Raw genomic sequence first — 21,987 nt, 5'->3', positions numbered from 1 at the left:
CGCCTCCTCTCTATGGCGGCAAGTTGTTTTACTGGGCTGAGGAAGAGATTTCTTCCCGCAGCGTTTTTGCTGCTGCCACCATGTTCTTCAAAGCAGGGATGACCTCCTCCCAGCGGCGGGTTTTCAGTCCACAGTCAGGATTTACCCAGATTTGCTGCAGTGGCAGAAGCTCCACAGCGGTCTTCAGTTGTTGAACAATCTGCTCTACAGTAGGTACTACTGGGCTGTGGACGTCGTAAACTCCATTCCCCACTTGATGTTGGTAGCCTGCCTCCGCAATTTGTCGCAGGGTTTCGTTGTTGCTGCGGCTATTTTCAATGGACAGTACATCTGCGTCCAAGCGCTGAATGTGGGGCATGATGTCGCCAAACTCTGAGTAACACATGTGAGTGTGAATTTGGGTTTCCGGCTTAGCAACGCCTGCAGTCAAGCGAAAAGCGTCTACCGCCCAAGATAAGTATTCATCCCAACGTTCTTGCTTTAGGGGTAGACCCTCCCGCAGGGCTGGCTCATCAATTTGCACCATCTTGGCGCCTGCAGCCTCCAGGTCAGCCACCTCATCCCGCAATGCCAAAGCAATTTGCATTGCCTGCTCCCGTCTTGGGAGATCGTCCCGTGCAAAAGACCAGTTCAATAGGGTTACGGGCCCTGTTAACATCCCTTTTACAATTTTGGAAGTCAGGGATTGGGCCACACGAAACTCCCGCACCGTCATGGGCTGGCGGCGCGCCACGTCACCATAGATAATGGGTGGACGTACGCAACGGCTACCGTAGCTCTGCACCCAGCCGTGTTCTGTAAAGGCAAAGCCTTCTAGCTGTTGCCCGAAAAACTCCACCATATCGGTGCGCTCGAATTCCCCGTGAACCAAAACGTCTAGCCCCACCTCCTCCTGCCACCGGATGCAACGGGCAATTTCCGCATCAATGGCTGCTTCGTACTCCGCCTGAGTGATCTCGCCACGTTTGCGCTTGACCCGCAGTTGTCGTACTTCCTCAGTTTGGGGAAACGAGCCAATGGTGGTGGTGGGCAAAAAGGGCAGTTGAGGCTGCAGAGGGCGGCGTTGGTCGTAGGGTAGAGCACGCTCCAGGCTTTGGGGGGTTATCTGGCGAACTCGCTCCCGTACAGTTGGATTTGGGGGGCTAAACTGGGCAAATTCCTGCCACTGGGCTTCAATGACAGCCAGTTGCTCTTGGGCTGCTGAACCTCCCTGGGCCAGGAGGACAACTTCCTCTAGCTTCTGTTCTGCAAAACTCAGCACTTGACGCAGAGGAGTGGGCAGGTGGGTTTCCCGTCGGGCATCATAGGGCACAAATTGCAAGGACGCAGAAGGCTGAATTCGCAAATTGGTGGTAACCTTTTGGATGCTCTCTAGGATAGAAAGCACCCGCTGGGGACGAATTTTCCAGACGTTGCGCGCATCAACCAGACCCACGCCCAATTGCTTGCTCCGGGGAAAGCCATATGTCTGCAGAAGTTCTAAATTGTTCCCCCGCGTAAAATCTAGACCAATGCCTGCCACTGGCAATTCCACAACCCAGGGATAGGTGTTCCCCAAGTCATCAAAATAGGTTACAAGGTGAATTGGAACCTCCGCAGTGGCCAATTGGGTATACGTAGTTGTAATTGCTTCTCTTAGGGCTTCTGCTCGGCTTGTAACTAAGATTGGCTCGTGGAACTGCACTTCAGTAACGCCACGCGCAGCGAGCTGCCTCAGCAACTCAGCATACAAGGGCAGTAAACGATGCAAATGCTCTTGCAAACTTCCCTTGAGGCGACTCAGGCAAAGTAGGGTTACGGGGCTAAGAATGATGGGAACAGCTCTTTGTCCCAGAAGGCTTTGTGCTTGGTTAACTACTTCCAGGAAACTAGAAAAATCCGCTTTAGGTTGAGTATCCTCATCGATCTCTGGCACTAGGTAATGGTAGTTGGTATCAAACCACTTGGTCATTTCCAGGGCCGGGATATTCTCTTTCCCTCGGGCCATGGCAAAGTACTGGTCGAGACCCGACAAGTGGCGAAACCGCTTGGGGATCAGTCCCAAAAATACAACCCAGTCCAGAACCAAGTCATAGAGAGAAGTGTCTCCAATACCGATATGGTCAATACCTGCATCTTTCTGGGTTTGCCAGTTGGCCAACATCACCTGTTGCAGGCTTTGGTGGAGACTAGTTGCGTCAGATTTTTGACTCCAAAAGGACTCCAGCGCCTTCTTCAGCTCACGATTTTTACCAATTCGGGGGTAACCCAAAGTTGCTGTGGGAAAGGTCATAGCTCCACCCTTACAAAAAGTACACTTCCGGCTGGGAAAGAGTTTTCTGCTAGGGGCTAGTTGTTGTAGAGAAGCTTCTAGGCATTAACCGACTATTCTAGGGCTTACCTAGCAGGCCTGTCTATGCAGCAGGAGGGGATGCAGAAGGCTGGGAAGGCTGGGTTGGCAACGGCGGGCATTGGATCCCAGGGATTAGCGACTCTAGGAGACCGCTGCAGGCATCCCAAAGTAGCTCGATGACATAGTGAAATCCAGCCTCGCCCCCATAGTACGGGTCTGGAACTTCTTCATCGGTGTGAGAACGACAGTAGCTGCAGATTAGGCGCACCTTCTCGGCGTATTTCCTCTGGGGATCTAGGCTCAGGATATCTCGGTAATTTTGCCGATCCATGGCCAGGATCAAGTCGAACTCCCGCAGATCCAGAGGATGGATTTGGCGGGCCCGGCCCTGCAGCTCTAGCCCGTAGCGCTGGGCAACCTGACGCATGCGCCGATCCGGTGGGCTGCCAATGTGATAGGCGGCTGTCCCTGCCGAGTCACAAAGGATGGCTTCTTCGTAGCCGCTGCTGCGCAGCAAGTAGTTGGTGATCCCCTCAGCAGCGGGAGAACGGCAGATGTTGCCCAGACACACGAACAAAAGCTTTTGGGTCATGAGTGACAGCAGTGAGCGTTTTCCCTTGTATTATCTCGCGGAAGTAGGCAGGGGCGGAGAAAACCTCCTCCCGAATCTTGCTGGGTTTGGGCGGCAGCAGAGTGGATTCTTGGCCAAAATGGAGCTAGTTCCGCTGGTTAAGTCCTCTATGCCAGATGCCACTCACTACCCCCATCCTCAGGATGTGGCCAATCTTATTCTCTACCTGCAAACGGAGCTAGCTCTGTTCGAACAATGGGCTGCCCAAGAAGGGATCCCACCTGCCGCCCTGCGCCCAATCGAGCGGTCGCAAGAAGCTTTGCGTCGGGCTGTGGATCAATTTGAGCTGCGGGAGTGGTACCGCGAACTCACCTATGGCTTCCGGGAGCAGCTTGGGCGCCTAGAAGAATGGCTTTAGTCTTCAACTCTTCCAGCTCAGGCGCCCATGTTGCAGGTGCAGCACCTTTTCTACCATCCGGCAGCCCTTCCCCAGCCGATTCTTCGCGACCTCTCCTTTGAGCTGGGCTTGAACCAGTTGGGGCTGATTGTGGGCAAAAGTGGGGCTGGCAAAAGCACCCTGCTGGAAATTTTGGCCGGCTTGGCGCGGCCCACACGCGGGCGGATTGCCTGGGGAGGAACAGAGCTCTCTCCTCAGCAGCTGCGCAGCCTGGCAGGGCTGGTGTTTCAGTTTCCCGAGCGGCACTTCTGTGGCCTGACGGTGCTGGAAGAAATGCGCTTTGGCCACCCGGAGCTGACCCCAAAGGAAGTTGAGAACGCCCTCAAACAAGTGGGACTAGAAGGGATCCCTCTCCAGAGCTCCCCCAACCGCCTCAGTGGCGGGCAACAGCGGCGCCTGGCCTTGGCGGTGCAGCTTGTTCGCGGCCCCCTGTTGCTGCTGCTGGATGAGCCGACAGCGGGGCTAGATTGGTCGGTGCGACAGCAGGTGATCGAGCTGTTGGCCCGGCTGAAATCCACTTGGACGGTGCTGGTGGTTTCCCACGACCCAGAGGAGCTGTCTTCTATTGCCGATGTGCGCTGGCTTTTGCAGGCGGGATCCCTGCAGCCCCTGCCGGCAGAGGCGTTGCTCTACAGATAGCGGCGGGGATCGACCGGCTGGCCATTGACTCGCACCTCAAAGTGAACGTGGGGGCCGGTGGAAAGGCCAGTGGAGCCGGAAGCAGCAATGACTTGCCCGCGCTGAACCTTTTGGCCTACCCCTGCGGTGATGCGGCTGTTGTGGGCGTAGAGGGTCGTGATACCGCCGCCGTGGTTGACAATGACCGTGTAGCCGTAGCCGCCGTACCAGCCGGCGTAGATGACGGTGCCTCGGTCTGACGCTCTCACGGGGGTGCCAGTGGGCACACCAAAATCGATCCCGGTGTGGAAGCGGCGGATGCCGTAGATGGGGTGAACCCGCCAGCCGAAGCCGCTGGTGATCGGCCCGTGCGCCGGTGGGATCAGCCAGCCTGTTCCCTGAACAGGATCCCTGCCCCCTCGCTGCTGAGCCTGTTGGGCGATCAGGTATTGGATGAGACGGGTCAGCTGTTGGGAGTCGGCTTCCAGACGCCGTTGGGCTGCCTCGTAGGCAGCACGCTCTTTGGCCAAGCGGCTTATGAGCTGCTCTTGGAGGTCAGCCTGCTGCTGCAGTTGGTTTTTCTGAGCCGCCAGCTCCTGCAGGATTAGGGAGATCTCGTTGCGCTGCGCCTCCAGGGCAATGCGCTGTTGCTCCACCTCTTTGGCCATCGCCTGCAGCTTTTGGATTAACTGCCGATCCGCCTCGATCAACAGTTGCAATTGGTGGCGGCGGTCAAAAAACTCGTTGAGGTCACGGCTGGTGAGCAGCAAAGCCCACCACTGTTCAGCTCCCTGCCGCTGCATGTAGCGTAAGCGGGCAGCCGTACCCCGTTGCTGCCGTCTCAGGCGCTCTTCCAGCTCTTGCAACTCTTGCTGCGCTTGCTCTAGCCCTTTCTGGGCTTGCTCGAGCCGGTATTGGTTGTCCCGCAGGCTAACTTCGGTCTGTTGAAGGTTTCGCTGCAGGGATCCCATGCGCCGGCGGGCTTCTTCTTCAGCTTGGCGCAGCTCCCCAAGACGGCGCCGGGTGCGCTGGATTTGCTGTTGGATGTGCTGCTGCCGCTGTTGCAGTTGGTGGACACTCTGCGCCTGCGATGGAGCAACCCTCATCCATCCTCCCCACAGCAGGAGGGCCAGCAACCCCAGAATTGCCCATGCCTTTAGGCTGCTTGCCTTCCTCCTGAGACTCATCGCTCCCCCCACTCTCAGCAGCTACCGCCCCTAAAGATACCAAGGGCGGTCGTTTGCGACCTATCAGGCTACTGGCTGGTAAGGCAAAACCGGGCTCCAGTGCAGAAAATGGTGGTAAACCTAAGCTGGGCAACTGCAAAAGATGGCCTTCGAGAGTTCTGAACGCAGTTTCAGGAATGGGTCACAGCACCTCTGGCTACTTGACTTATGGCAGCAGCCCTTGATTGCCGTGATTCGCCTCTTGGCCAGCTACGCCCAAGCCCTGGCGGGGGCCACTCTGGCCATCCGAGCCGGGATCCGCCACATCGAAATCACCACGCAAGTTCCCCAGTATTTGCAGCTAGTTAGCCACCTGCGACGGGAGCACCCGCAGTGTTGGGTAGGGGTGGGCAGTGTCTTCAATCGGCAGATGGCAGAGCAAGCTTGGCAGGCAGGAGCCCAGTTCTGTGTTTGCCCCTTCACCGACGAGAACCTCATCTGCTGGGGCCAGGAGGTGGGGCTGCCCATCGTTGCCGGTGCGCTCACCCCCAGCGAGATCTGGAGAGCTTGGCAAGCAGGGGCAGCGGCAGTGAAGGTGTTTCCAGCAGAAAGCCTGGGAGGGCCCCGCTACTTGCGCCACCTCCAGCCAGTGCTGGGATCCCTGCCTTTGATCCCAACCGGCGGGGTTACCCTAGCCAATGCTGCGGAGTACTTGCGGGCAGGGGCCTGGGCCGTCGGCCTTGCTGGGGATCTGTTCCCGGCGGAGTTGTTTAACGATAGCCAACAGAGGTTGGAAAATCGGCTACGGCAAGCGCTGGCGCAGCTTGTCGAACAGAGAAAGGCAGCCCCAGCTCCCAAGCCGAGCTTAACTTGAGCAAGCCAGTAGAATAGGGGGCATGGTGTGAGCGAGAGCTGCATGGAGGGGTTTCTGGATCTGTACCTGGAGCTGCAGGTCCCCAGCCCCATTGAGGAGGCCACTTGGCGACGTTGGTTTGAGGTTTGGTTGGGTAAGCTGGGGGTGACGGATCCCTGCGAACTCAGCCTCTGCCTTACTTCCGACGAACGCATTCGCCAGCTCAACCGCGAGTTTCGTCACATCGACGCCCCCACTGATGTGCTGGCCTTTGCCGCTGAGGAAATGGCTGCTCCTGTGGAGGTGCAGAAGCTAACAGGAGTGCGTCTACTGGGGGATATTGTGATTTCTGTGCCTACCGCCTGCGCCCAGGCCAAGGCGCAAGGACACTCACTGTCCCACGAGCTGGCCTGGCTGGCCAGTCACGGGCTGCTGCATCTTCTGGGGTGGGATCACCCCGATGAACTTTCCCTACAGCGCATGCTGCAGCAACAGCAAAACCTGCTTGCTGCCATCCAAGAAGATTTGGAGGTGGCTCATGGCCGACAGCCCTAGTCGCTTTCCCTCGCCCCTGCGCTGGGCAGATGATTCTATGGCCCCGGTTGAGTCTCCAAGGGAGGATCCCTGGCGGCGCCCCCTTTCTTGGTGCGTGGCCACCAACCTGGGCAAGAGTTTTTACTATGCGGGCAGGGGCTTGCTGTACGCCGTTCGCACCCAGCGCAACTTTCGCATCCACCTCCTGGCAGCGGTGTTGGCCTTTGGCTTGGGCCTGGCCCTGCGGTTGAGCGCCGTGGAGATGGCCTTGATCAGCCTGACCAGTGGGCTGGTGATGGCTCTCGAGCTGGTGAATACTGCCCTAGAAGCAGTGGTGGATCTCACCTTGGGCAGTCGCTATCACCTGCTGGCAGAAGTTGCCAAAGACTGTGCTGCTGGGGCAGTGTTGGTGGCAGCGCTGGCTTCTGTGGCGGTGGCAGCTTGGCTGTTTCTCCCGCCCTTGCTGCTGCTATTGCCCCAGCATCTGCCTTCCCCCTTTTAAGCAGAGGCTCGGCCTTGCCAGGTGCGCGTCTTGCCCGGGTTGAGCAGCCCATAGGGATCCACCTCTTCTTTGAAACGGACCTGGCGCGGATCCATCACCTTGCGGCCTCCCTCTTCGAGGATGAAGGTGTGGGGGTTGGCGATGAACACTCCCTGGGCCTCGTGGTAGCGCATGATCTCGTTGAGCCGCTCTTCGGTGGTAAAGCGGACAATTTGGAGACCCACGGGGGTGGCCTGTCCGCCAAGGCGAATCATTTCCAAGTGCATCAGCACTTCGTCGCCAAAGTGCTCGTACAGATGCTGCACCAGCTTCAGCTCCCGGTCAGGCGGGAAAATCGACTGCAGATAGGTCAAATTGGGATCCACACTGCGGCAGTGCAGAGTGGTGTGGTTCCAGGAAAATTCCCCCAGCGAGATCCCTTTGGCGGCCTCCTGGGCCGTTTTGTTGTAGACCACCTGGCCGCCATGCTCCCGGATGAGCTCTAGCAGCGGCTCCAGGCTGCATTCGGCCACCATCAACAGGGCTACCGCAGATCCCTCCGGCAAATAACCCCGTAGCGGCGCGAAATAGCTGGGGATCGGCCAAGCATGCAGGCTGATGAGTTTTTTTAGGATGCCATCGGCAGCGGCTAGAGCCTGGCCAAACCGGGCGCAGGGCATAAACCCCCCCTCAGGAGGGAAGGCTACAATCAGCTCTGCCCACGGGTAAGCCGGCGCCAGGGGGATCTCCACCTCGGTGATGATCCCGGTGAGGCCCCAGGCGTGGCTGACTTTGAACACGTCGTCTCCCCGCAGCTCCAGAGTCCGCGGCTCTTCCTCCACCGTCACCACCCGCAGTCCTAGAATGTTTCCTCGATCCAGCAGTTGGCCGTAGGTAACGGAGCCAATGCCGCCGCTGCCCCCGGCAATGAAGCCGCCGATGGTGGCTGTGCGGTAGGTGGAAGGAGCCATGCGGATCTCCCAACCCATCTCGCGGGTGTGTTTGTCAATGGCAGCCAGCTTGATCCCTGCCTGCACCCGCGCTAGCCCCGGCTTGGCCCAGATCACCTGAGTGAGCTTGCTCATCTCTAGGATCACGCCGCCAGCTAGGGGAATGCACTGGCCGTAGTTGCCAGTGCCCGCCCCCCGTACGGTGAGAGGAAGCCGCCACTTGGCACAGGCTGCTGCCACTCGCTTGACCTCTTGTTCGTTTGCTGGGCGCACCACCACATCCCCTCGCTTGTCGCTCAACTGCCGGCTGAGCACAGGGCTGTAGTGGTAAAAGTCCAGGGACAACTTGGCCACTTCTGACGGATCAGTAATGGTTTCAATGTCGGCCAGCTCCGAGAGCAAGCCCTGCAGCTTTTCAGCGGCGACAATGGTCATAGGGATCCTCTCTAGGGGTAAGGTCTTGATCCCATCATTACCAACAAGGAGCCGCCAGCAAGCCAGACTAGCGGTAGAGCTGGGCTCTAGGCCGGGATCCGCCCGCCCCCCATCAGGTACAGCAGCGCCATGCGCACCGCCACGCCGTGGGCAACCTGCCGCTCGATGAGGTTGAGGTCGGGGTCCTCCATCACCTCAGAACTGAGTTCGACGCCGCGGTTAACCGGACCGGGGTGTAAGACCCTTACTTCTGGGTGGCACAGGCGCAGCCGCTGCCGGGTGAGGCCGAAAAGGTGGTGGTATTCCTGCAAGCTGGGGAGGAGGAATTCGCTCATCCGCTCTTGCTGCAAGCGCAGGGCAATGACAAAGCGGGCTCCTTCCAGGGCTGGCTCCACCTGCCAGTGCACTGGCAGGGTATGGCCGGGTACAAACTGAGCAAAGTCTTTCGGCAGCAGGGTAGGTGGGCCGGCCAGGTGGACGTCTGCGCCAGCAGCCACCAGGGCGTAGATGTTGGAGCGAGCCACCCGCGAGTGGAGGATGTCGCCGACAATGGCCACTTTCACCCCCTGGAGCAGCTCGAGGCGAGGCCGCTGGGGATCCAGATGGCTACAGAGGGTAAACAAATCCAGCAGCCCTTGAGTGGGGTGTTCGTGCAGGCCGTCCCCCGCATTCAACACCCCCGTATGGGATCCGCGCCGGTCGATCTCGGCGGCCAACTGCTGCGGCACCCCGGCCTGGGCGTGGCGGACGATGAGCACGTCGGAGCCCATGGCCAAGAAGGTGCGAACTGTATCCAGAATGGTTTCCCCCTTGGCCAGGGAAGAGGTGCCGGGGGAAAAGTTGAGCACATCGGCTGACAGGCGCTTGGCCGCCAGCTCAAAGCTGCTGCGGGTGCGGGTGGAAGGCTCGAAAAACAGCGTCACTACCACCTTTCCCTGCAGGGTGGGCACCTTGGGCAGCCGCCGGGTCAACACTTCCTGAAAGCTGGCGGCGGTTTGCAAAACGATCTGGTATTCTTCCGGAGTAAAATCCGCCAGGCCCAAAACGTGCTGCCGCTGCCAAACCATAGGGGATCCTCAAATGCCTAGGCGGGCAAAGATCTCGTCTAGGTGGGTAAGGTGCCGCTGCGGGTCAAAGCAGGCCTGCAACTCCGCCTCGCTTAGGTGGGCCATCACCCGGGGATCTGCCAGCAGATTGGCGCGGAAATCCCCGCCAGGCTGGTTCCAGGCGCGGTGAGCATTCTCTTGGACAAGACGGTAGGCTTCCTCACGGCTCAAGCCCTTTTCCACTAAAGCCAAAAGCACCTGCTGGCTGAAGACAACACCGCCGTAGAGGGTGAGGTTGCGCTCCATGTTGGCAGGGTAAACCTGCAGGTGGCGCACCAGATCCGCCATGTTGACCAGCAGATAGTGGCAGAGAATGGAAGCATCGGGCAGGATTACCCGCTCCACCGAGCTGTGGGAGATGTCCCGCTCGTGCCAGAGGGGGATGTTTTCTAGGGCCGAGAGGGCGTACCCCCTTAGCAGTCGGGCGATCCCTGTCAGTTGTTCGGCTTTGATGGGGTTGCGCTTGTGAGGCATGGCGGAGGAGCCTTTTTGGCCGGGGGCAAAGTACTCTTCGGCCTCCAACACCTCCGTCCTCTGCAGGTGGCGGATCTCGGTGGCAAAGCGCTCCAGGGAAGACCCAATCAAGGCCAAAGTCTGCACATACTCGGCGTGGCGATCCCGCGAGATCACCTGGGTTGAGACCGTATCCGGCTTGAGGCCCAAGCGGGCGCAGGCCAACTGCTCCACCTGGGGGGGCACATTGGCGTAGGTGCCCACAGCCCCAGAGATCTTTCCCACGGCCACCACTTCCCGCAGGCGCGCCAGGCGCTCCTGATGGCGCAGGCACTCGGCCAGCCAGCCGGCCAGCTTGAAGCCAAAGGTGATGGGCTCAGCATGGACGCCGTGGGTGCGGCCAATCATGAGGGTGTAGCGGTGTTGCCGAGCTTGCTCACGCAGCGCAGCGATGAGATCCGCTAGGCGAGCTTGCAGGAGCTCCACAGAGGCCACTAGCTGCAGGGCCAGGGCTGTATCCAACACATCCGAGCTGGTCAGGCCTAGGTGGATGTAACGTCCCGCCTCACCCACGTGCTCGTTGAGATTGGTCAAGAAGGCGATGACGTCGTGCTTCACTTCCGCCTCAATTTCCAAAACCCGTGCTGGGTCAAAGGCGGCTTTGGCTTTGATCTCCTGCAGGGCCTCTTGAGGGATCCGCCCCAGCTCCGCCTGGGCTTCACAAACGGCCAGTTCTACCTGCAGCCAGGTTTGGAGCTTGTGGGCGGTGGACCAGATCTGGCCCATTTCCGGCAGAGTGTAGCGCTCGATCAAGGTGCCTTTCCCGTCAGTACGATAGGATAAGCCAAGCTATTCTAGCGTTTGGCCTCCCCGCTTGAGTTATCCCCGCAGCTTTGACCTACGCTGCCGCCAGACTGTTTAAGAGCGGGAAATTGACCTAGAAGCAACAGGGAGTTTGCAGATGACCCTTGGAGCTGCGCTATCGCAGGAAGGAAGATCTTGGACAGCGGAAGCTTTCATGGCGTTGTCCAAAGAGGGGCATCGCTATGAAGTTGTTGATGGAAAGCCAATTGATATGGGAAGTGCAGGGGCACTCCATGGTTATGTCTGCAGTCTCCTATTAGCGGCTTTAGCCCCCTACGTTTTGTCCAAGAAGCTGGGAGTCGTTTTAGATTCCAGCACTGCTTTTAAGATGAAGAGTGGCAATTGGCGCTCCCCTGACATTTCTTTTTTTGCCAAAGAACGCTTGCAGGGCATGACCGAACTGCCCATAGGATTTTTAGAGGGTGCCCCCGATCTGGCTGTTGAAGTGCTCTCTTCCGGCAATACAATCGAAGAAATTCATGACAAGCTGGTGGAGTACTTTGAAAATGGCAGCCGCCTGGTTTGGCTCGTCCACCCCATTGAGCACTACATCCTGGTGTATCGCAGCTCTGAAGAGCCCGATCGTCTCCTCAAATCGGTAGATCTTCTCGAGGGTGAAGAAGTCATTCCAGGATTTGCCCTACCCGTTTCTCATCTATTCCAGAAGCTTTCCTTTTAAGTCCAATTGAGGTTCAAGAGTTGCCCCTCTTGCAGACAGTTTATGCTGGAGTGGCTTGGGATCCTCAGCAGTGCAGAGCCAATGAAGCGTCGATTGGGAAGGGTGGCCCTGATCAGTTTCCTAACAGCATTCTTGGCTGCTGCCCCTGCCCTCTCTTTGCCAACTCCTGCTGAGAGTACTTCAGGCCCCAAAACGGCTTCTGAGTTCAACTGGCAGGGATCCCTCAAGTTGTTACGGGGGGATCCGGTGGCGGCTTTGGCAGATCTGGATCGAGCAGTGCAGTTGGATCCCACCTATGCGCCGGCCTACGTGAACCGCAGCTACGTTTACAACTCCTTGCGCCAGCCCCAAGAAGCTCTGACCGATGCCGAGCGGGCCATCCAGTTGGATCCGGGGATCCCGGAAGCCTACTTCAGCCGTGGCATAGCCCACCTGCAAATGGGGAAGCGAGAGGCCGCTATGGCCGACTTTCGCCAGGCGTTGGTTCTCTTTTCCAAAAGCGGCACCTTTGCCGATCAAACCATCATTCAGCAACTGCTGCGCCAATTGGGGGTAGAGTAAGCAACCGGCTAAGTTCAGCTTTCTTCCTTGCCCCCCAGCCACTCCTCTAGGGAAACTGCCTGGGCCTGCAGCCCGAAGACTTCACAAAAAGACTTCACCAGCACTGGGGCCACAGCAGCCATCGTCACCTCCGGACAAAACTGCACCAGGGATCCCACAGGTCGGTCAGGGATCCCACAGGGCACGATGGCCTCGAAGGCAGCTAGATCTGGACAGACGTTGAGGGCAAAGCCGTGGTAGGTGATCCAGCGGGAGACCTTGATGCCAATGGCGGCCACTTTGTGCCCTTCCACCCAAACCCCCGTTAGGCCAGGGATCCGCTCCCCCCTCAAGCCAAAGTAAGCCACAGTCTCGATGACCACCTGCTCCAGTTGGCGTAGGTACCAGTGGATATCCAGACAGTGGCGTTTGAGGTTGAGGATTGCATACCCCACCCACTGCCCTGGCCCGTGGTAGGTCACTTCGCCGCCCCGCTCCACCCGCAGGATTTCCGGCCCTCCAGTAGCAGGGGACTCTGGCTGAGTGTCCGGAGATCCTATCTGTCCAGGGAGGCTTTTGAGAAACTTGGGATCAGCCCCTGCCCCCAGGGTGTACACCGGCGGGTGGGTAAGCAACAGTAGCCCATCCGGTAGCTGGGGATTGCGGATCATCTGGGTCAGTCTGGTCTGCTGCCAAGCCCAGGCTTTGCGGTAGGGCACCTCTCCCGGCAGGTGGACGTGTAGAACTGGCACACCCAAATAGCCCTCAAGCCCTGGCAAAGACCTAGTGCCGCCCCCGCTGCCTATCCAGGAAGTAGCCGTCGGCCGGGACCTAGCCTACCGACAGATTGACCTGCGCCCGCAACCGCTCCACCAAGGCGCGAGGCTGCAGCAGTCCCTCGATGCGGTCAACCGGCCTCCCGTCCTTGAACAAGATTAGGGTCGGCACGGCGTAGATCCCCCAGCGAGCGGCAATGTTGGGGTACTTGTCTATATCTACCTTCACGAAAGCAATGGCGTCCCCCACCTGGGGCTTCACCTGCTCCAACACCTGCGCCATTACCTGACAGGGACCACACCAGGTGGCGTAAAAATCCACCAGAATGGGAGTTTTGGATCCCTGGATCATGTCGTCAAAGCTTTTGAACCACTGTTTCTGGGCCATGGCAACCAAAGAATGCAACCTATTTGCAGTCTAAGTGTTTGAGATGGAAATGTGGGTAGAGATTCTGCTACAGCTTGCTTTCGGTTTCCCGGTAGGAGGGCTAGGGCTTGGCCGGTACCTGTAGTCTAGGGAGCGAACTTGAAGGAAGGGAGAGGCTTTAGCAGGGCTTAACGAAGGAGTGGGATCCCGATGGCAACAATCCGGATAGTGAGCCGAGGTGTGGTGGCCGGGGTACTGGGTGGGATGCTCTTGAGCTTCTGGGGGATCTGGCGTTGGCTGTGGGATCCCTCGGCCTGGATCCAGGTGGCGGCCGGCCTGCTCTTGAGCGGGGGGACGTTGCTGTACTGGCTAAGAACCCGCCCTGCCGACTGCTTGGTGGTGGAGCCGCAGAGCTGGCGCCTCAACCGCCTCAGCCCCGACCGCTGGCTCATCCAGGCTGACTTCGTGGCCCGCAATCTCAACCCCCTTTTTGAGGTCACCTTGGCCCAGGTGGAGCCGCGACTGCATCTGCTCAGCACCAGCTCCGTCGAGGGGATCCATACCCAAATTCGCCTCCGCTCCCGTCACCCCGACTTGCCTCCTCGCCAAGACAACTACTGGCAGGCTTACATCGTCACCCCCCAAAGCCAGACTGGCCTAGAAGTCGAGATTGAACTAGGGGGGGAAGGACTGGCAGATTTGCGCTCGGCCTGGCTGGAGCTGGACTACGTCCAGTACGGGCGGCAGCGGCGTACCCTCAAGACTAGCCACCTCATCTTGCCGCTGCAGGAAGTGAATCCCTTACCGGAGCTGTGCTGGCAGCAGCAGGGGCCGGTGAGTTGGGCTGCCATTCCCACCCATCTGCTCACCCCCAGCGATGACCTGGCTGAGGTGTTGCGGCGCTACGTGGGCCCCCACTTCCAACCCGGCGATGTCGTGGCCCTTTCCGAGAGTGCTGTAGCCATTGTGCAGGGCAACTTTCGCCATCCCCTGCAGGTGCAGCCCGGCTGGCTGGCTCGCACCCTGTGCTACTTCTTCCCCTCCAAGACCAGCCTCTCAAGCTGCTACGGGATGCAGACGCTCATTGACTGTTCGGGGACCTGGCGAGTACTGGGGGCCTTTGTGGCGGGATCCCTGGCTAAGCTGCTGGGGATCCCAGGGGTGTTCTATGCCCTGGCGGGGGAGCAGGCGGATCTCATCGACGATGTCACCGGCACCTTGCCCCCCTATGACCAGTTCATTGTCTTGGGACCACGGGATCCAGCCAAGCTGGTGGCCGAGCTCCACGCCCAGACCGGCTACGAGGTGGCCATTGTGGATGCCAACGACCTGGGCGAAGTCAACGTCTTGGCGGCCAGCCTAGGTGTGGAGCGGGAGCTGGTGGAGCAGGCTCTGCGCAAGAACCCGGCGGGCAATGCGGCAGAGCAAACGCCGATTGTGCTCATCCGGAAGCGGCTGCCGGCATAGAGGTCACCTGGGATTTGAGAGCCTGCATCGCCTGGTGGGTGGACAAGAAGAAGCGCTCGGCGCCCACTTTCTCCACAAACCCCGCCATTTTGAGGCGATCCATCACCGGCCCCTTCACCTCGGCCAGGGCAAAGCCCACCCCCATTTGGCGCAGACGTTCCACCAACCGAGTCAGCACCTCCAAAGCGCTGCCGTCGATGAAGTTAATGGCGCTGGCCACCAGCAGCACCTGTTCCACTGCTGGCCGCGCTGCCACCTCTTGCAGCAGATACTCCTGCAGGTAGGCGGCGTTGGCAAAAAACAGGCTTTCATCCACCCGCACTGCCAGGATGCGCGGATCGGTAATCACCTCATGGCGCAGCACGTTGCGGTAGTGCTCGGTGCCAGGCACCTGGCCGACAATGGCGATGTGGGGACGGCTGGCCCGCCAGAGGAAGAGGAGGATAGACACCAGCACTCCCAGCCCAATCCCCGGCTCCACCCCGATCCCCAGCACACTGGCAAAGGTAACCAACCAAACCAAGGCATCGCCGCGGTCGTAGCGCCAGCTCTGCAGCAAGGGGTGAAAATCCACCAGTCCCAGCACTGCCACCAGCACAATAGCTGCTAGGGTCGTCTGGGGCAGGAAGGTAAACAGAGGCATCAGCCAGCTCACCGCCAGGGCTATCAGGGATCCCGTCACCACCGAAGCCAGGCCGCTGTTGGCCCCGGCCTGAAAGTTAACTACTGAGCGGCTGATCCCACCCGTTACCGGGTAGCCACCACTTGCGGCTGCGGCCAGGTTGGCCACCCCCAGGGCCACCAGATCCTGGTTGGGATCCACTTTCTGCCGCCGCTGGCTGGCCAGCGACTGACCTACCGCATAGCTTTCTGTAAAGCCCACCAAGCTAATGGCCAAGGCTGTGGGCAGCAAAGCTCGCCACTCTGGCCAGCTCAGCCAAGGGAAGGTCAGGGGGGGCAAACCCGCCGGAATGGATCCCACCACCGCCACTCCTGCTCTTTCCGAGAGGTTCAACCCCCACACCAGCAGCGTGGTCAGGAAGACGGCTCCCAGCGGCGCGCCCTTGGTGAGAAGTAGGCCCCAGAGGGGTGGGATCCCCCGGCGGCGCAGTTGAGCGGGGAGCTTCTGCTGGGCGTACACCAAGAGGGTGATGGCCAACAGCCCCAGCCCCAGAGTGACCCAGTTTACCCCCTCCAGGCTCTGCCAAAGCCGTTGCAGCAGCAGCCAGAAGGACTCGGTGTTGGCGATCTTCACCCCCAACAGATGGCGGAGCTGGCTGAAGGCGATGATTAGGGCTGCGGCGCTGCCAAAGGCCGTTACCACCGAGCGGCTCAAGAAATTGGCCAAAAACCCCAGCCGCAGTAGCCCTACCCCTACCTGGATCAGGCCCGCTTCTAGAGCCAAGCCCAGCGCCAACCGGCCATACTCCGGGCTGCTCGGCTCAGCCAGCGGCTCCAAGCCCGATGCCACCAGCAAGGAGATGATGGCCACCGGCCCCACCGACAAAGCCCGGCTGGATCCTAGAAAGCCGTAGGCGATGACCGGCAGGATAGCAGCGTAGAGACCTGTCTGGGGAGGCAGCCCGGCCAGCAGCGCATAGGCCATGCTCTGGGGCACTAGGAGAGTGGCTGTAACCAGTCCGGCAATGAGATCCCCTGGCAGATCCTCTGGCCGATACCGAAGCCACCACAAGGAATCCCTGGTAAAGGGCAGGTAGCGCGCCGGGATTCCCTGTCTGGAAGAGGAAGGGATCCCGCTCATAGGGCCTGACCTCGGTTCCAGGGCATGCGGGCCAAAAGCAGCGCCAGACCACAGGTGTTGGTGATCCCGGCAAACACCAGCCCAGCTCCCACAAAGCCGCTCAACACCAGCCAGGCCGGATGGACAAAGGCTCCTAGCAAGGTTCCGGTGAGCACCAGGGATCCCGCCGCAATTTGCACCTGCCGCATTAGCGAAATGGGCGCGTTGCGGGTGCGGGTGGTGGGCAGCTTGGCAGCCTTCCAAGCCTCAATCCCGCCTTTTAGACTAAGCACCTCCGGCCAGCCGTGGTCTAGCAACTGACAGGCAGCGCGGATGGAGCGACTGCCCATGCGACACTGCAACACTACCGGTTTTTCCGGCGTCGAGGCCGGCACCCTGGCCGGGTCAAAGGTAGATAGAGGCATGTTGATCGCCCCCGGGATCCGCTCGTCATGGTACTCTGCCGGCTCCCGCACATCGATGAGCTGTACCCGCCCTTGATCCAGCCACTGCTTTAAGGTCAGGGCGTCGATCTCCTTGAGACGGGGATCCCGTTCCTGCTGAGCGGAAGGCGTAGGATTTTGTCGGGCTACAGTCATTGGTTTCCTCCTCGGGTAACTAACCTTCTTCCTCAAGCAACCTGCTGGGCTCGCCAGGGTAAAACTGGCTATCCAGGATTTGCTCGGGAGCGTAAGGACACGTCTTGGGAAAAGTCTTTCTGGGCAGCTTGGTCTTTCCAGGGCTAGCTGGAGCGCCCTCAGGTAAGACTTGGAGATGGCCTCCGGCAAATAGGGCCTCAAGCTTGGGTTTTCCTCCAGCAGATCTAGAACCTCCTGTCGCTGCACCTGTAGGGTAAGAAGCCAGCTTACCGATCTAGCCTGCGGCTGATACTCCCATTTCAGGAGGTGCCCCACCAAAACCCCCAGCTGGTTGCGCAGCTCTTGCCGCTGTTGCCTGCCCAACGATTCCATCTCCTCAATCAAATGGGGCAGGTCTAGCTTCTCCCAAGCCCGCTTCCTCAGAAATTGAGCTTGTTGCTGAGTCCAAGCATAGAAATCCTTCTCATAGAGACTTTCTGGATCCACTCTCAACCCTCCCCCTTCTGACCCGCCAGCTCGGAGAAGTCTAGCTAGCCCCGCAGGCTTTACAGCCAGGCTCTCCCACCCAAGAGGGTTTGCCCCACTAAACCGCGGCTGCCACTTGGCCGCACTGCTCGTTGGCGGGCAGGGCTTCCTGGATCTTCTTGGGCTGAGGCAGGTTGAGGCTGTTCATCAAGGCGATGAAGCTCTCCCGCGAACGCAGCTTGCCCGTCTGTAGATCCACAAAGCGGGGGTTCCAGCGCTTCTCTTCGCCAATGGTGGAGACGGTGTGCCCACGGTAGTCGTGGCCGGGATAGACCAGCGTCTCGTCTGGCAGGGTAAACAGGTGCTGCGTAACGTGGTCGTACATCAGGCCAGGATCCCCACTTTGGAAATCCGTGCGCCCACAGCCGCGAATGAGCAAGGAGTCTCCGGTGAGAATGCGATCCCCATGGACGCGATAGCTCATGTGGCTGTCGGTGTGGCCCAGGGTGGCGATGGCCTCGATGGTGATGGATCCCACCTGCAGCGTTTCCCCATGGCCAATGAAGCGGTCGGCACATTGGGCTTTGGCCTGGACTGGCACCACCCCTTGGCAGCCGGTCAACTCGCGCAGCTTGCCCGTGCCGGTGATGTGGTCGGCGTGAACGTGGGTCTCGAGACAGTACTTCAACGTCAGACCCAGCTCTCGAATTAACTTCAAGTCCCGCTCCACCTGCTCCAATACGGGATCCACCAGCGCGGCCTCGCGGGTGTTTGGGTCTGCAACTAAGTAGGTGTAAGTGCTCGTCTCGGCGTCGAACAGTTGGCGAAATAGAATGTTACCCTTCTGTCTGTTGGCAAAGACCTGAACGCAATTTGGGCCTCTGGAAACACTATATAACCATTTAGTGTTAAAATCAAGCCAGCACAGCCCTCAAGACGGTCTATGGATGGGGACGAGCTCGCGAAAGGCGGCAAAGACGAGCGCCAGTTGACCCTGACGCCAGAAGTGCTGACCAGCGTGGCGGAGTACTTCAAGGTTTTGGCGGAGCCCAGCCGCCTGCAGATCCTGTGTCAGTTGCGCTCGGGGCCCAAGAACGTCACCCAAATCCTAGAGGCCACTGGCATGGGCCAGGCCAACGTTTCCAAACATCTCAAGATCCTGGCGCAGGCAGGGATCGTCAGCCGCGAGCCCAAGGGCGTGAGTGTCTACTACCAAATTGCAGATCCCGTCTGTTTTGAGCTGTGCGAGGTGGTGTGCAAGCAGTTGATTAAGCGGCTTAAGCAGCAAGCCCAGCAATGGGAGCCGCTGGCGGCCCTTCACTCCAGCAGGCTGAGCAGCGAGAGCTCTTGAGGGGGTAGTGCCAGGAGAAAGCCCAGCAGCCCGAACTCCCCTCTCGTCTAATCCCACAAGTTCAGATCGGTCACCGCCCCCAGGCTGCTGCTGGAGACCAGCTTGGCATACTTGGCCAGAATACCTCGTTTGTAGCGGGGCTCGGGCGGAACCCAGCGGGCGCGGCGGCTGGCCAGCTCCTCTTCGCTGACATGCAGGTGGAGGAGGCGAGCAGGGGCATCGATGGTGATCAAATCCCCTTCTTCCACGAGGGCAATGGGGCCGCCTACATAGGCCTCAGGGGCCACATGGCCCACCACCATGCCGTAGGTGCCGCCAGAGAAGCGGCCATCGGTAATCAACCCCACGCTATCTCCTAGACCAGCGCCGATGATGGCCGAAGTAGGGGAGAGCATCTCCCGCATGCCAGGGCCGCCCTTAGGGCCCTCGTAGCGGATCACCACTACGTCCCCCGGTCGAATCTGGCCGGCGAGGATAGCCTCCAGACAGGACTCTTCCGAGTTGAAGACCCGCGCTGGCCCCGTGATCTTCGGATTCTTGACGCCGCTGATCTTGGCCACTGCCCCTTCAGGCGCGAGGTTGCCTTTGAGGATGGCTATGTGCCCTTGGGGGTAAAGGGGGCTATGCCAGGGGCGAATCACCTCTTGATCTGGGCTGGGCTCGTCCGGCACGTCCCGCAGGACTTCGGCAATTGTTTGTCCAGAGATGGTGAGGCAGTCGCCGTGCAGCAAGCCGTGGTTGAGCAGGATCTTCATCACCTGCGGGATCCCGCCGGCCCGGTGCAGATCAAAAGATCCTGACAGGCAGCCGCAGCAATGCCCTGCCTCATCGCAACAAATCGTTAAAAAAAAATTGTTACGTCGATCTAAAGAAATTCTCCAAATCGGCAAGGCTTAACCTGGGCTTGGTCTCTCCTTAACTTCGAGCCACTAGTTTTGTAGTGCCTATCCTTATGCGTGAAAACAGTCACGCGGGGAATAGATGTTTTTTGTAAAACATCTAGCTTCTAGAAGACCGACAAGACAAGAGAAGAGGAGAACCAAAGTGAATAGCAATCCGCATGGCCCCCGGCTCCGTCATGGGGACGAGCCTCTGTGCAATCATTCGCCCAACCCTACCTTCAGCAGCATTCTGGAAACCCGCCTGCAGCGGCGCCAAGTGCTGCAGGGCGGCATTGCGGCGGCAGTGGCCACCTTTTTCGGCCTGCCGGCGCTAAACGGCGCTTCCAAATCTGCCAAAGCGGCCAGCGGCAGCTCCTTGCTGGGCTTCAAGGCGATCCCCGTGAGTGCAGAAGACAAAGTGGTGGTGCCCGAAGGCTACACGGCTCGACCGCTGCTGGCCTGGGGTACCCCCATCACCGGCACCTACCCACAGTTCAAGCTGGAAAACACCGGCGCCGAGCAAGGGATGCAGGTGGGCAGCCACCACGACGGCATGCACTTCTTCCCCATTGATGGGAAGGATCCCTGGCAGGGCCGCTCTGATGAGGGCTTGTTGGTGATCAACCACGAGTATGTGGAGCCGCGCTTCATGCACGCTGCCGCCAAGGGGCAAAAGTTTGACGACGAGGACTATCCGGTCAATCCCGACGGCAGCCGCGATCCCGATCAAGTACTCAAAGAGCTGAACGCCCACGGGGTGAGCATTGTCCACATCAAGCAGCAGGGGGACGGCAACTGGACTGTGGTGCGGGATCGCCTCAACCGCCGCATTACCGGCCTCACCCTCATGGAGATCCACGGGCCTGTGCGGGGATCTGACTTCGTCAAGACCAAGTTCAGCCCCGATGGCACGATGACGCGGGGCACCTTGAACAACTGCGCCCACGGCGTTACCCCCTGGAACACCTACCTCACCTGCGAAGAAAACTGGGCCGGCTACTTCACCAACACCAGCAAAGGGCCGGATCAAAAGCCCAACCTGCCCCGCGAGCACAAGCGCTACGGCGTGAGCACCGAGACCTCCCGCTACGGCTGGGAGCTGGCCAGCAACAAAGCCGACGAGTTCATCCGCTTCAACGCCACCCCCACGGGCGCCGATCCCACCCAGGACTACCGCAACGAGCCCAACACCTTCGGCTGGGTGGTGGAGATCGATCCCTTTGATCCCAGCAGCACGCCCAAGAAGCGCACGGCTCTGGGCCGCTTTGCCCACGAGGGCGTGGTGTTCCAGCCGCCGGTGGAAGGGCAGCCGATTGTGCTCTACATGGGGGACGATGCCCGCTTCGAGTACATCTACAAGTACGTCTCTGCCGAGCCCTACCGCAAGGAGACGGCAGGTGGCCACCTGTTGGATAAAGGCACCCTCTACGTGGCCAAGTTCAACGAAGACGGCACAGGGGAGTGGATCCCGCTGGTGTTTGGGCAAAACGGCCTCACGCCCGAGAATGGCTTCACCAGCCAGGCGGACGTGTTGGTGAACACCCGCACGGCGGCGGATTTCGTCGGCGCCACCAAGATGGATCGGCCCGAATGGGGAGCGGTGGATCCCAAGACCCGCATGGTCTACTTCACCCTGACCAACAACAGCCGCCGGGAACCAGACCAGGTGAACGCCGCCAACCCCCGTCCCAAGAACCAGTGGGGCCACATCATCCGCTGGAAAGAGATGGGCAGTCCCCAGTCCACCCGCTTCGAGTGGGACATCTTTGTCTTGGCCGGCCCCTCCGCCGACAGCCGTACCCTGTCAGGGCAGCCTCTCAACGCAGACAACATCTTCAATTCTCCCGATGGGCTGTGGTTCGACGCCAGCCGTCGCCTCTGGATCCAGACCGACACCAGCGAAAGCAATCTCAACAAAGAGGAGTTTGCGCCTTTTGGCAACAACCAAATGTTGGCTGCCGATCCGGATACAGGGGAAATTCGCCGCTTTTTAACCGGGCCGATTGGGCAGGAGATCACCGGTGTGGTCACCACTCCCGATCAGCGCACCATGTTCATCAACGTGCAGCACCCAGGCGCCAGCACCAGCGCGGACGACTTTGCTGCCGGCAAGGTCAATTCCCGCTGGCCAGACTACGACCCCAATCTCTACCCCCGCTCGGCGGTGGTGGTGATCACCAAAAATGACGGCGGGATCATCGGTACCTAGTTGTCTCTGAGGCCGTCAGCCCATAAAACCCAGCGGCAGGGATCCTTCATCTCTGCCGCTTTCTTGTCTCTGTTCCTGCAAGAGTCGTACTC

The 21,987-nt window shown here is 59.6% G+C and carries 21 protein-coding genes and 2 pseudogenes; 10 read left to right on the top strand and 13 right to left on the bottom strand.

Annotated elements, in window-relative coordinates; genetic code table 11:
- Positions 1-28 precede the first annotated feature (28 nt).
- On the bottom strand, positions 29-2,272 hold the full coding sequence (gene metE / locus NW806_RS07610; RefSeq protein WP_414410624.1) for a 5-methyltetrahydropteroyltriglutamate--homocysteine S-methyltransferase: 2,244 nt from the start codon (positions 2,270-2,272) through the stop codon (positions 29-31).
- A gap of 121 nt (positions 2,273-2,393) precedes the next feature.
- Positions 2,394-2,924, bottom strand: coding sequence for a low molecular weight protein-tyrosine-phosphatase (locus tag NW806_RS07605; protein WP_414404904.1), 531 nt, complete (start codon positions 2,922-2,924; stop codon positions 2,394-2,396).
- A gap of 148 nt (positions 2,925-3,072) precedes the next feature.
- On the opposite strand from NW806_RS07605, the gene NW806_RS07600 reads away from it, so the two are divergent.
- On the top strand, positions 3,073-3,321 hold the full coding sequence (locus NW806_RS07600) for a hypothetical protein (protein ID WP_414410623.1): 249 nt from the start codon (positions 3,073-3,075) through the stop codon (positions 3,319-3,321).
- A gap of 27 nt (positions 3,322-3,348) precedes the next feature.
- On the top strand, positions 3,349-3,999 hold the full coding sequence (locus tag NW806_RS07595) for an ABC transporter ATP-binding protein (RefSeq protein ID WP_414410622.1): 651 nt from the start codon (positions 3,349-3,351) through the stop codon (positions 3,997-3,999).
- Here the strand turns inward: NW806_RS07595 and NW806_RS07590 are convergent.
- Complete coding sequence (locus tag NW806_RS07590) at positions 3,990-5,084, bottom strand: murein hydrolase activator EnvC family protein (RefSeq protein ID WP_414410621.1); 1,095 nt, start codon at positions 5,082-5,084, stop codon at positions 3,990-3,992. The two genes, NW806_RS07595 and NW806_RS07590, sit on opposite strands and share 10 nt — an antisense overlap.
- Positions 5,085-5,385: 301 nt before the next feature.
- On the opposite strand from NW806_RS07590, the gene eda reads away from it, so the two are divergent.
- The 3 genes from eda to NW806_RS07575 are packed head-to-tail and all read left to right on the top strand — an operon-like array spanning position 5,386 to position 7,033.
- The gene (gene eda / locus NW806_RS07585; protein ID WP_414410620.1) at positions 5,386-6,018 is read left to right on the top strand and encodes a bifunctional 4-hydroxy-2-oxoglutarate aldolase/2-dehydro-3-deoxy-phosphogluconate aldolase; all 633 of its coding nucleotides are present in this window, start codon (positions 5,386-5,388) and stop codon (positions 6,016-6,018) included.
- A 27-nt stretch (positions 6,019-6,045) separates the two neighbouring features.
- A complete protein-coding gene (gene ybeY / locus NW806_RS07580; RefSeq protein WP_414394046.1) occupies positions 6,046-6,552 on the top strand; it encodes an rRNA maturation RNase YbeY in 507 nt (168 codons plus the stop codon).
- A 37-nt stretch (positions 6,553-6,589) separates the two neighbouring features.
- A complete protein-coding gene (locus NW806_RS07575; RefSeq protein ID WP_414394048.1) occupies positions 6,590-7,033 on the top strand; it encodes a diacylglycerol kinase family protein in 444 nt (147 codons plus the stop codon).
- Here the strand turns inward: NW806_RS07575 and NW806_RS07570 are convergent.
- From NW806_RS07570 to purB, 3 genes are all read right to left on the bottom strand, one after another.
- Positions 7,030-8,397, bottom strand: coding sequence for an FAD-binding oxidoreductase (locus NW806_RS07570; RefSeq protein ID WP_414410619.1), 1,368 nt, complete (start codon positions 8,395-8,397; stop codon positions 7,030-7,032). The two genes, NW806_RS07575 and NW806_RS07570, sit on opposite strands and share 4 nt — an antisense overlap.
- Positions 8,398-8,483: 86 nt before the next feature.
- The gene (locus tag NW806_RS07565; protein WP_414410618.1) at positions 8,484-9,464 is read right to left on the bottom strand and encodes an aspartate carbamoyltransferase catalytic subunit; all 981 of its coding nucleotides are present in this window, start codon (positions 9,462-9,464) and stop codon (positions 8,484-8,486) included.
- Between the two features lie 9 nt (positions 9,465-9,473).
- Positions 9,474-10,769, bottom strand: a complete 1,296-nt coding sequence (purB, locus tag NW806_RS07560) for an adenylosuccinate lyase (RefSeq protein WP_414394053.1) — start codon at positions 10,767-10,769, stop codon at positions 9,474-9,476.
- Between the two features lie 148 nt (positions 10,770-10,917).
- Between purB and NW806_RS07555 the strand changes: the two genes are divergently transcribed.
- Positions 10,918-11,499 carry a Uma2 family endonuclease gene (locus NW806_RS07555; protein ID WP_414410617.1) on the top strand — a complete coding sequence of 194 codons (582 nt, stop codon included), beginning with the start codon at positions 10,918-10,920 and terminating at the stop codon, positions 11,497-11,499.
- A 42-nt stretch (positions 11,500-11,541) separates the two neighbouring features.
- A complete protein-coding gene (locus NW806_RS07550) occupies positions 11,542-12,060 on the top strand; it encodes a tetratricopeptide repeat protein (RefSeq protein WP_414410616.1) in 519 nt (172 codons plus the stop codon).
- Positions 12,061-12,074: 14 nt separating this feature from the next.
- Here the strand turns inward: NW806_RS07550 and lipB are convergent, their stop codons facing one another.
- Positions 12,075-12,791 (bottom strand): lipoyl(octanoyl) transferase LipB, encoded by a 717-nt coding sequence (gene lipB / locus NW806_RS07545; protein WP_414410615.1) that lies wholly within the window; start codon positions 12,789-12,791, stop codon positions 12,075-12,077.
- 79 nt (positions 12,792-12,870) lie between these two features.
- Positions 12,871-13,203, bottom strand: coding sequence for a thioredoxin (gene trxA, locus NW806_RS07540; RefSeq protein ID WP_414394061.1), 333 nt, complete (start codon positions 13,201-13,203; stop codon positions 12,871-12,873).
- A 189-nt stretch (positions 13,204-13,392) separates the two neighbouring features.
- Between trxA and NW806_RS07535 the strand changes: the two genes are divergently transcribed.
- Positions 13,393-14,649 carry a hypothetical protein gene (locus NW806_RS07535; protein ID WP_414410614.1) on the top strand — a complete coding sequence of 419 codons (1,257 nt, stop codon included), beginning with the start codon at positions 13,393-13,395 and terminating at the stop codon, positions 14,647-14,649.
- Here the strand turns inward: NW806_RS07535 and NW806_RS07530 are convergent.
- The 4 genes and pseudogenes from NW806_RS07530 to NW806_RS07515 form a co-directional block, all read right to left on the bottom strand.
- Positions 14,624-16,342, bottom strand: a complete 1,719-nt coding sequence (locus tag NW806_RS07530; RefSeq protein ID WP_414410613.1) for a SulP family inorganic anion transporter — start codon at positions 16,340-16,342, stop codon at positions 14,624-14,626. The genes NW806_RS07535 and NW806_RS07530 overlap by 26 nt on opposite strands.
- A 65-nt stretch (positions 16,343-16,407) precedes the next feature.
- Positions 16,408-16,989, bottom strand: coding sequence for a rhodanese-like domain-containing protein (locus NW806_RS07525; protein WP_414410666.1), 582 nt, complete (start codon positions 16,987-16,989; stop codon positions 16,408-16,410).
- 159 nt (positions 16,990-17,148) lie between these two features.
- A pseudogene (locus tag NW806_RS07520) lies at positions 17,149-17,475 on the bottom strand (DUF29 domain-containing protein); the annotation flags it as partial.
- Between the two features lie 97 nt (positions 17,476-17,572).
- Positions 17,573-18,289, bottom strand: coding sequence for an MBL fold metallo-hydrolase (locus NW806_RS07515; protein ID WP_414410665.1), 717 nt, complete (start codon positions 18,287-18,289; stop codon positions 17,573-17,575).
- Between the two features lie 108 nt (positions 18,290-18,397).
- Here NW806_RS07515 and NW806_RS07510 point away from each other — a divergent pair, with 108 nt between their 5' ends.
- A complete protein-coding gene (locus NW806_RS07510; RefSeq protein WP_414410612.1) occupies positions 18,398-18,805 on the top strand; it encodes an ArsR/SmtB family transcription factor in 408 nt (135 codons plus the stop codon).
- A 47-nt stretch (positions 18,806-18,852) separates the two neighbouring features.
- Here NW806_RS07510 and NW806_RS07505 read toward each other — a convergent pair.
- A pseudogene (locus NW806_RS07505) lies at positions 18,853-19,605 on the bottom strand (dihydroxy-acid dehydratase); the annotation flags it as partial.
- Positions 19,606-19,849: 244 nt separating this feature from the next.
- On the opposite strand from NW806_RS07505, the gene NW806_RS07500 reads away from it, so the two are divergent.
- Entirely contained in the window at positions 19,850-21,895 is a 2,046-nt protein-coding gene (locus NW806_RS07500; protein ID WP_414410611.1) for a PhoX family protein, read from the top strand.
- Positions 21,896-21,987 lie beyond the last annotated feature (92 nt).

It is taken from the genome of Synechococcus sp. W65.1, assembly GCF_047461615.1.
Taxonomy (GTDB): Bacteria; Cyanobacteriota; Cyanobacteriia; order Thermostichales; family Thermostichaceae; genus Thermostichus.
The sequence above is the reverse complement of the archived record's forward strand: the minus strand, read 5'-3'. Positions and strand labels throughout refer to the sequence as shown.

Bases quoted from the DNA above. Each gene is read 5' to 3' on its own strand.
- NW806_RS07595 (WP_414410622.1), top strand. From the start codon at position 3,349: ATGTTGCAGGTGCAGCACCTTTTCTACCATCCGGCAGCCCTTCCCCAG.
- NW806_RS07575 (WP_414394048.1), top strand. From the start codon at position 6,590: ATGGCCCCGGTTGAGTCTCCAAGGGAGGATCCCTGGCGGCGCCCCCTT.
- NW806_RS07510 (WP_414410612.1), top strand. From the start codon at position 18,398: ATGGATGGGGACGAGCTCGCGAAAGGCGGCAAAGACGAGCGCCAGTTG.
- NW806_RS07550 (WP_414410616.1), top strand. From the start codon at position 11,542: ATGCTGGAGTGGCTTGGGATCCTCAGCAGTGCAGAGCCAATGAAGCGT.
- trxA (WP_414394061.1), bottom strand. From the start codon at position 13,203: ATGGCCCAGAAACAGTGGTTCAAAAGCTTTGACGACATGATCCAGGGA.
- NW806_RS07600 (WP_414410623.1), top strand. From the start codon at position 3,073: ATGCCAGATGCCACTCACTACCCCCATCCTCAGGATGTGGCCAATCTT.
- NW806_RS07555 (WP_414410617.1), top strand. From the start codon at position 10,918: ATGACCCTTGGAGCTGCGCTATCGCAGGAAGGAAGATCTTGGACAGCG.
- NW806_RS07565 (WP_414410618.1), bottom strand. From the start codon at position 9,464: ATGGTTTGGCAGCGGCAGCACGTTTTGGGCCTGGCGGATTTTACTCCG.
- metE (WP_414410624.1), bottom strand. From the start codon at position 2,272: ATGACCTTTCCCACAGCAACTTTGGGTTACCCCCGAATTGGTAAAAAT.
- NW806_RS07590 (WP_414410621.1), bottom strand. From the start codon at position 5,084: ATGAGGGTTGCTCCATCGCAGGCGCAGAGTGTCCACCAACTGCAACAG.
- NW806_RS07535 (WP_414410614.1), top strand. From the start codon at position 13,393: ATGGCAACAATCCGGATAGTGAGCCGAGGTGTGGTGGCCGGGGTACTG.
- NW806_RS07570 (WP_414410619.1), bottom strand. From the start codon at position 8,397: ATGACCATTGTCGCCGCTGAAAAGCTGCAGGGCTTGCTCTCGGAGCTG.
- NW806_RS07605 (WP_414404904.1), bottom strand. From the start codon at position 2,924: ATGACCCAAAAGCTTTTGTTCGTGTGTCTGGGCAACATCTGCCGTTCT.
- NW806_RS07525 (WP_414410666.1), bottom strand. From the start codon at position 16,989: ATGACTGTAGCCCGACAAAATCCTACGCCTTCCGCTCAGCAGGAACGG.